The 7,760-nt window shown below is 53.8% G+C and carries 4 protein-coding genes; all 4 read right to left on the reverse strand.

The annotated features are described in order from the left end of the window. Positions 1-5 precede the first annotated feature (5 nt). Positions 6-4,922, reverse strand: a complete 4,917-nt coding sequence (srtB, locus tag ACTO17_RS15640; RefSeq protein WP_482558574.1) for a class B sortase — start codon at positions 4,920-4,922, stop codon at positions 6-8. Between the two features lie 38 nt (positions 4,923-4,960). After that, entirely contained in the window at positions 4,961-6,151 is a 1,191-nt protein-coding gene (locus ACTO17_RS15645) for a DUF4366 domain-containing protein (protein WP_482558575.1), read from the reverse strand. Beyond that, positions 6,141-6,386: a DUF4315 family protein gene (locus ACTO17_RS15650; RefSeq protein ID WP_006861297.1), complete on the reverse strand. Its 246-nt coding sequence runs from the start codon at positions 6,384-6,386 to the stop codon at positions 6,141-6,143. The genes ACTO17_RS15645 and ACTO17_RS15650 overlap by 11 nt, the downstream gene beginning before the upstream one ends. A gap of 18 nt (positions 6,387-6,404) precedes the next feature. Further along, on the reverse strand, positions 6,405-7,760 hold a 1,356-nt coding region (locus ACTO17_RS15655; RefSeq protein WP_482558576.1), incomplete at its 5' end, for a CD1108 family mobile element protein.

The raw sequence follows: 7,760 nt of genomic DNA on the forward strand, positions 1-7,760 counted from the left end.
TCTGTTCAGTTGTTTACTTCCACCAGCTTAGCCATGACGATGAAGCGGCTCGCGCCTCCGGGCGTACAGGTGGAAAGGGTCAGCACTTTATCGCTGCTTGTCACCGTGACGTCCGTTTCCACAACGGAACGCTCTGCCATAGCGGTAAGCCAGGTCGTATAAGAGCCGTCATCCTTCCAGCTAAGACGCCAGGGAGAGGTATCGCTGCCGGATTCGGAAGGCTTTGCCACAAACGCTGCGAAAATCTCACAGAGATAACTGCCCTCCGGGGTCACAAGGTACATCTGCTTATGGGTATCAAAGTAGCTCTGTTCGTCATACTCATTCAGGGCGGCGAACATGGAGCCGTCCCGCATGTTATGCCCGTAAATAATGGTGTTTCGGTCAGAAAAATCCGCTTTGTTCTCATAATCCGCGAACAGGCATCCCACCTTATTGTAGGTGCCGTCATACAAGTGGTGCAGGTAATACTCGTTGTCGTCCGCCTGCGTCACCGGGTAGTTGATAACTGTATCGGGAAGGCTGAGCCATCCGATGATGTCCGGCCCGGTCTCCCTTAAAGCCTCAAAGTCTACCACAGGGAGGACCACAGAAGGGTCCTCCTCGGCAGGTTCCGTCTCCGTTGTATCATCCTCCGGCGCTTCGGTCTGCTCCGGCAGCTCTACAAGAGAAGCAAGGTCATCATAGGCGCCGGCACTTTCGGTGTACTGGCAGATGTCGCGAACCATCAGGAAGCCGCCGCCCAGGGCCAGCGCCGCGCAGAGGAAAACCACCGTAATGCCGACAGCCTTTGTCTTTGGCGTGTTCTTGCTGTATTTTCCCTTTTTGAAATAGAGAGCAGCGAACAGCCCGCCGCCGATCACAGCCAGCACAAGAAGCCCGCCGTACAGGAAAATAAAATTATCATCCCCGGTCTGCGGTACTCCCTTATCAGGATTAGAAGGGGTAGAAGGGGTAGAAGGGTTAGACGGATTGGAAGGCGTTTTCGGGTTATCAGGAGTTTCCGGTTCCTCCGGCTTCTCGTTGAAGAACTGAACCGTGGCGGTCTGATCCGCCTTGATCTCCACCGTGGCCGCGTCAGGAATGATATAATTCTTGCTTGCACGGTTGGAAAGCTCGGTTACGGTATAAATACCGACGCGCAGTCCCTTAACCTCGATCACGCCGGATTTCGGTGTGGTGAATGTCTCACAGTAAGAACCGTCCGCGCTCTTGACCTCAATGGCAAAGCCGTCCTTTCGTCCGTCACTGGAATCTTTGGTAATTTTCAGGTTGCCGCGGTATGCCTCATTGGTAAAGCCCCGGCCTGCCTCGCCGTTTTCGATCACAACGGTCTGACCGTCCTCGGTGATCGCAAAATAATAAGCCTTTTCGTCAGGCTGGTAGCCCTCCGGCGCTTTCTTTTCCTTTACGAAATAGCCTTTAGCCAGAAGATCCTCCGCCATGTGGAATCCGCCGTCTGTTTCTTTCAGAGTGCCTACCAGGGTATCTTCGGCATCCAGCTCCTTGTTGCCGTTGATGTCCTCATACAGTTCAAATACCGCGCCGGAGAGGAAGCGCAGGAAGGTATTCTCTTTGTCGCTCTCCACAGAGGAAGGTTCATCCACCGCCTCGGTCTTATGGAGTTGCACCCGTCCGCGGATCAGGGTATCATCCACACGGATTTCGATTGCCTGACCGTCCACACCGATATAAATATGGTGTTCCTCCGGGCTCACTGTATAGAGCGCGGGAGCGGAAATTTCCTTTACGATCCAGTGGCCGTAAGGGATATTCTCAAAGGTAAAGCTGCCATCCTCGCCGGTGGTTACGGTAAGCAGCGCGTTTTCTTCGGTAAATTCCTCGGTGTCCGGCTGAAACAGGCCCATCACCGCGCCGGCCAGCTTCACAGCCTCGCCGCCCTCCGGGTTTTCACCGTATTTCACACCGTCTACACGCCCACGAAGCAGGTCATTGGGAACGGCCTCGCCCTCACCCACAAGAATCTGTACCAGCGCCGCCTCCTGGCCCGCATATTCAAATACTACCGGGTACTCGGTATCGGAAAGGATATAAGCGCTGTTTGTGGTGCGTTCCTTCACATAGTAGCTGCCAAAAGGAAGGTCAGAGGCGAAAGAAGCGTTATAGCCGCCCGCCTCATTTGCAGAAACGGAAACCACTTCCAGAAGGCCGCCAGCCGGGATCACGCTGCCATCCGCAGCCGTCAGGTTATCGGAAGCATACAGTCCAAAAGAAATATCCTTGTATTCCTCATTCATGCCAAGCCCGAACAGCTCGTCCGTTTCCAGTGCTTTGAACAGGCTCACATCCACCTTCTGGCGCTCGTCATAAAGGCCAACGGCGGTCTGTGTCACTTCCACAGTTTCACCCGCATAGGTAAGCTCTACATATTCCGGCTGGGTGTTTAAGACCATCCCCGCCGGCGCCTGGCGTTCCTCCAGGCGGTAGCAGCCCAGGTACAAAAGCCCGCTCTGTGCCGTCCCGTCATCCCCGGTGGTAAGGGTTTCCACAACCATGTCCTTTGCTGCGCGAAGCGTACCGTCGCCGGTATAAATATCCTCGTCGGCGATCACGTCATAGACCGCACCGGGAAGCCCGGCCACTTCATATACCGGCTGATACAGGCCGTCGCTTTCCTGGACGGAAGCGAATACCTCGCCGGTCTTTGTAATGGTGAGCTGACCCTTCTGGGGCATGTTATACTGTGTTACGGTCACAACCGCCTCGCTGCCGTCAATGGTGAACGGTACGGGCTCACTGGAAAGGACATAGCCGTAAGGCGCCGCCACCTCGTAAAGCTCATAATCCCCGGTATGCAGAGGTTCCGGCAGCATGAGCCAGCCTTCGTCCGAAACATAGAAAGTATCAAGGGTTTCCGGATTCGGATAATAGATTTCCTGGGTGACAAATTCCCCGGTAGACAAATCCTTGATCCGGAAACCAGTGCCCGTCATCGGGATAATATTGCCGGTCTCCGCGTCGCATTTCTCCACTTTCAGTCGTGCCGTGATGGTACGATTATTCAGGATATAGCTGTAAGTCTGACCGTTTGCGGAAATAAATACGGTAAAGTCCGGGATAAACGCCTTTCCTTCTTCGCCGGCTACCTGGTGAACCGTATAACGGCCATAAGGCAGCATTTTGGAGGAAGCGAAGCCGTTCCCATCGGTTGTGAGCAAATCACGCTCGCTTTCCTTCGCCGCGTCATAGCTGCCCGCCGCCTTCAGGTAGATTTCAAAGACAGCCCCGGCCTCCGGGCGCTCGATCACGCCCTCATTTGGTTCGTCCGTATTTTCATCCTCGGACACATCCGGGTCCAGGTCGTCCGTATGCTTTACAAGCTGGATATTGCCATAGATCACGGTTTCCGTAACCTGGTTCTCCGTGGTGTTCAGTTCCACTTCGTACAGCGTCGGGGAAGCGCCCACCTCATAGACCATATCATTTAAGAGATAGCCGGTGCTGGGATCAATTTCCCGTACCGTCCAGCTATCGCCACAGACATAGTAGCGGGTCATAAAGCTGCCGTCCGGTCCGGTGGTATAGGTATCTACCAGATCACCGTTATTGAACAGGCCGTAAGTCGCACCCGCAAGGGTAGCATCACCCTGGGCGGTTCCGGTGTCCGCATCGCTCTTAATCACATGGACACGGAATTTCTTCAGGATATTGCTGAAATGGACGGAGGCCGTCTGACCGCTCTCAACCGTCACATACTGCGGGGAAGGGGTCACATAGCGGTCCACCGGCAGCTCCTTCACCAGATAGGTGCCGGGCAGCAGCTTTTCTTTGATCTGCCCGTTTTCTCCGGTAGTTACAGTTTCATCCACTTTATTTCCCAGAATGTCCGTGCCAGAGATATGGAAAGGAATCTCGGACACAATGCCGTCCTCACTGGTCTTGACAATCTTTGCGGTGCCGTAGGTCTCGGTCTTGATCTTCACAAAAAAGGAAACCGGGTCGCTGGCGCCGGTCATCATGGTCTGGTAGCCCGGCCTGCCCCAGATCAGCATGTCATTGGCAACCGGAATATCCTTTCGGAATTCAAAGGCGACAGGGTTCATAATCATGTTCTTGCTGGTGAACGTGTACTTGTTCCCGTTTCTTGTGACGGAAACGCCGCTGCCTTTCAAGGTTTCCAGATTGATTTTCAAGTTATTGGTGTCAGTGACAGTCAGGGTATAGACTTTTTTCTCCGTGTCCCATTTCAGTTCCAGCTCCGGGGCTTCGCTTTTCTTCGTGGAAGTAAAAGAGGGAACCTTGGAATGGGAAGCAACCTGTGAAAGAATCCAGTGATAGGCTTTTTCCGCAGGACGTCCGGCAATCACGCTGAAATACTGGTCTGCGGAAGCGTGCCCGTTCCCGTGCCGGCTGTAAGGGTCGCTCCGAAGCTGCTGCTGATACTCCCAGAGGATGATCTGTGTCGCCATTTTATAATCGTCCTCGTTAATGCCAGATACAGGAAGGGAGGCGCCGGGCTTCCAGCCGTAGATCGCCGTCAGGGTAATGCCCCGGCGTGCTTCTGCGGGAAGAAGGTTTAAGTAATTGCTATTCGTACCGCTTTCCGATGTATAGGTATTGTCAGAAGTGTTATAGGCAATGCCGCTTTCCACACAATATACCTGCTGGCTGCTCCCATCCGAAGCTGTCAGCATGTAATGCCGGTAGGCGTTGCCCCCGGAGCTGGTACGCACATCCATCGTTCCGTCAGAATTGTAAACAAGGTAGGTATAAGACGCCGGGCTGTAATAATGCTGCCCGTCAGACCCCACATACTGATCGCCCAGCCAGGAGCTTGCTTTCTGTCCCGGCGAAAACGCAAACGCCTGAGTAGGGATCAGCCCCAAGACACATACTGCACAAAGCAGAAATGCCAGCAGCCGCTTTACACCGCTGCGGTAATGGATTGTTGTTTTCTCCATGAAATATCCTCGCTTTCTTAAAATAGTAAGGGACAGCTTTATTCGCTGTCCCTGTCGTCAAAATCGTCCTCGGAGAGATATTCCGGCTTTCCATAGGCTTCATCTGGGTCAAAGCCTTCGCCGTACCCGTCATCCTCGAAATCCTCGTCATCCTCCGCCTGTTGTTTCGGACGGACGATCTTCACATAATAGCCAACGCCGCCAACGGCAAGGAGGGCCACAATGATAAAAATAATCGTGCCAGCGCTGCCATTGTCCTTTTTCGGCTGTTCGGTCTGTGCGGGTTCCTCTGTCTCCGCAGGTTTTTCCTTTCCGGTGCAGCCCTTCAGGTCGTTCTTGCAGACCGGGCAGGCGGTATTGACTTTTCCGGCCTCGCATTTCTCCGTACAGGTGCAGACCTCCGCAGCCGGGATCACGCTCACGCTGCCGTCGCCCTTTTCCGCCAGGGCCATCAAATCAGCTTCGGTAACGCCGTTCAGGAAATAGACGTTGTTATCGTCCCTTTTTCCGTCAATAATCAGATAGAATACATTTCCGGCTTCGGTGGTAATCGTATAAAACTGCTTATCGTCACCCTCGCCGGTAGCTTCATCCAGAACCGTTCCGGTACCTTCCGGGGTAAATGCGCCCTCCGGGATAGAAGAAGTAGTTTCCGTTTCCTCCTGGGAATTGGAGCTATTTCCATTTCCGTTTGTGCCGGACGCTGCATTGCTGCCGGCATTATTGCCCGTGTTCGTACCTGCATTAGAGCCATTCCCGGAATTGCCGCTTTGGGCGCTGTTGTTTGTACTTCCGGAAGAAGCCGCCTGAGCCTGTACCGGTTTTACAGATGGCGTACTGCTCTGGGCCTGCTGTACTGTGGCAGAAGGTTTTTCCGTAGGTGCCGGTTCCTTGTAATAGGGATTCTCAAACTTCATGGTCTTTGAGCGGTTCCCGGCGTAATCCTGGGCATACACACTCACCTGTTTTTCCGTGCCGGCATAGTCCTTTAAGGCAACGGAAGCCGCCCCATTGGTTAAAGAATTGATACGATTCCCGTCTACAAAAACCGCCTCCACGCCGGAATGATCGTCGCTGCTTTCTATTTTCAGCGTACCGCCGTCCAGAGAAGCCGCAAGCTCCGGCGGTGTGGTATCTTTGTCCCCGGCAGCATAAGCCGTCAGGGGCAAAGCGATGGCGCTTATGACAAGCACAAGCGCCAGTAGCAGAGAGATTTTTTTAGTCCTCATTCATGTCCTCCTGTTTCTTAAGCGGGCCATCCCCGGACGGAGCGGCCTGCTGCGATTTCAGAAATTCGGCCAACTGCTGGGGCGTCAGATGAAAGCTGCGGGCAATCGCCACATAGTCGGTGTTCTCCAGCTCCGTTTTCTGTTTTTCCAGGTCGCGGAGCCTGGCCTGCATCTCCGCAATCTTGTTTTTCGTCTTGTCGATCTCTTTCTCCAGTTTTTCAATCTTAGGGTTCAATTTATTACCTCCAATCTGTCAGGGCAGACGCCCAAATGTATAAAAGTGCTGCTGCCAGTAGCTTGTGTTGATGTTCGCGTAGGAGATCGGGTCCCCGCAATGGATCATCATCCCGTTACCCACATAGATTCCCACATGGCTTGCGCCGCTGGTATTGTAAGTCCCCTGGAAGAAGATCAGGTCGCCGGGCCTTGCATCGGCGCTTGATACAGGCGTACACACGCTTAAAAGCCCGTCTGCGGTCAGGCGTCCGAAATTCCAGCCCACGCCGCAATGATTGACTACCCAGGAAACATAGCCGGAACAGTCAAAGGAAGTGGAAGGGCTTGCGCCGCCCCACACATACGGATAGCCTAAATACTTTTCAGCCTCCGCAAGCATAGCCGCAAATTTTTCATCCGCAAGGGCCTCCGGTGGAACATCATAGTCAAAATAGTTCCCTCCGCCGCCTGCGCCTGCTGCCGGCAGATGCCGCTCGCTGGTATCGCCGGTATCGGCAAAATATAAGGGGTTTAGATACTGTCCGTCAACCAATACCTCCAGGTGCAGGTGCGGCCCGGTGGAGTTTCCGGTGCTGCCGACCTTTGCGATCACATCCCCGGCCTTTACCTCCTGTCCGGCAGATACTAAGATTTGTGAACAGTGGCCGTATTTGGTGGTAAGGGAGTGCCCCTCGTAAGCCTCGCCCTCAATGGCGACGCACAGGCCATAGCCGCCCGCATTTCCTGCCAGCGTGACCGTACCGTCATGCCCGGCCAAAATCTCCGTGCCCTGGGGCATCCCGATGTCAACGCCGGTATGGTAGTTCTTTTCCCCGCTGATCGGGTGTACCCGGTAGCCGTAGTAGCTGGTGACATAGGGCAGCCAGTTGGTGCCAAACACATTTTTCACATACTGCCGGTTTCCTTTGGTCTGCAATAAAATCTCGCAGATTTCTTTCTGGTCTGCGTCCATGCGTGAAACCACCAGGTTTTCAAGCGGCATGGAAGCAAGCGTTACATTTAAGATGTGCCACTCATAAGGCACTTTTTCTTCGGTTTCCTCGCCGGTCTCCGGGTCAATGCTTGTTTCTGTCCGGTAGCGGATTTCCGTTTCCTCCGTGAAGGATAGGGAATACTGCCCGTTAAAAAGCTCGCGGAGGACGCTCTCAATCTGTGCATAGGTGAAATCCTGATACGCAGAGGTGAGATACCCCATTAAAACATAAGGATCATGCTCAATGGGGCCGATATTATAGCGGTACTCGTCATAACCGGGCCGGTCCGATTCCACACGGTTGATCTGCATCTGCAGGTCCGTTTCCCACTCGGTATATATAAGCTCCGCATTGTTGATGTCCGCATCGTCCGCCAGATAAGTAGAGGCAGCAAGGCT

The sequence above is a fragment of the Petralouisia sp. genome, from assembly GCF_056822245.1.

What these genes read in the sequence shown, in the direction of transcription:
- srtB (WP_482558574.1), bottom strand. Translation starts at nt 4,922, where the DNA reads ATGGAGAAAACAACAATCCATTACCGCAGCGGTGTAAAGCGGCTGCTG.
- ACTO17_RS15645 (WP_482558575.1), bottom strand. Translation starts at nt 6,151, where the DNA reads ATGAGGACTAAAAAAATCTCTCTGCTACTGGCGCTTGTGCTTGTCATA.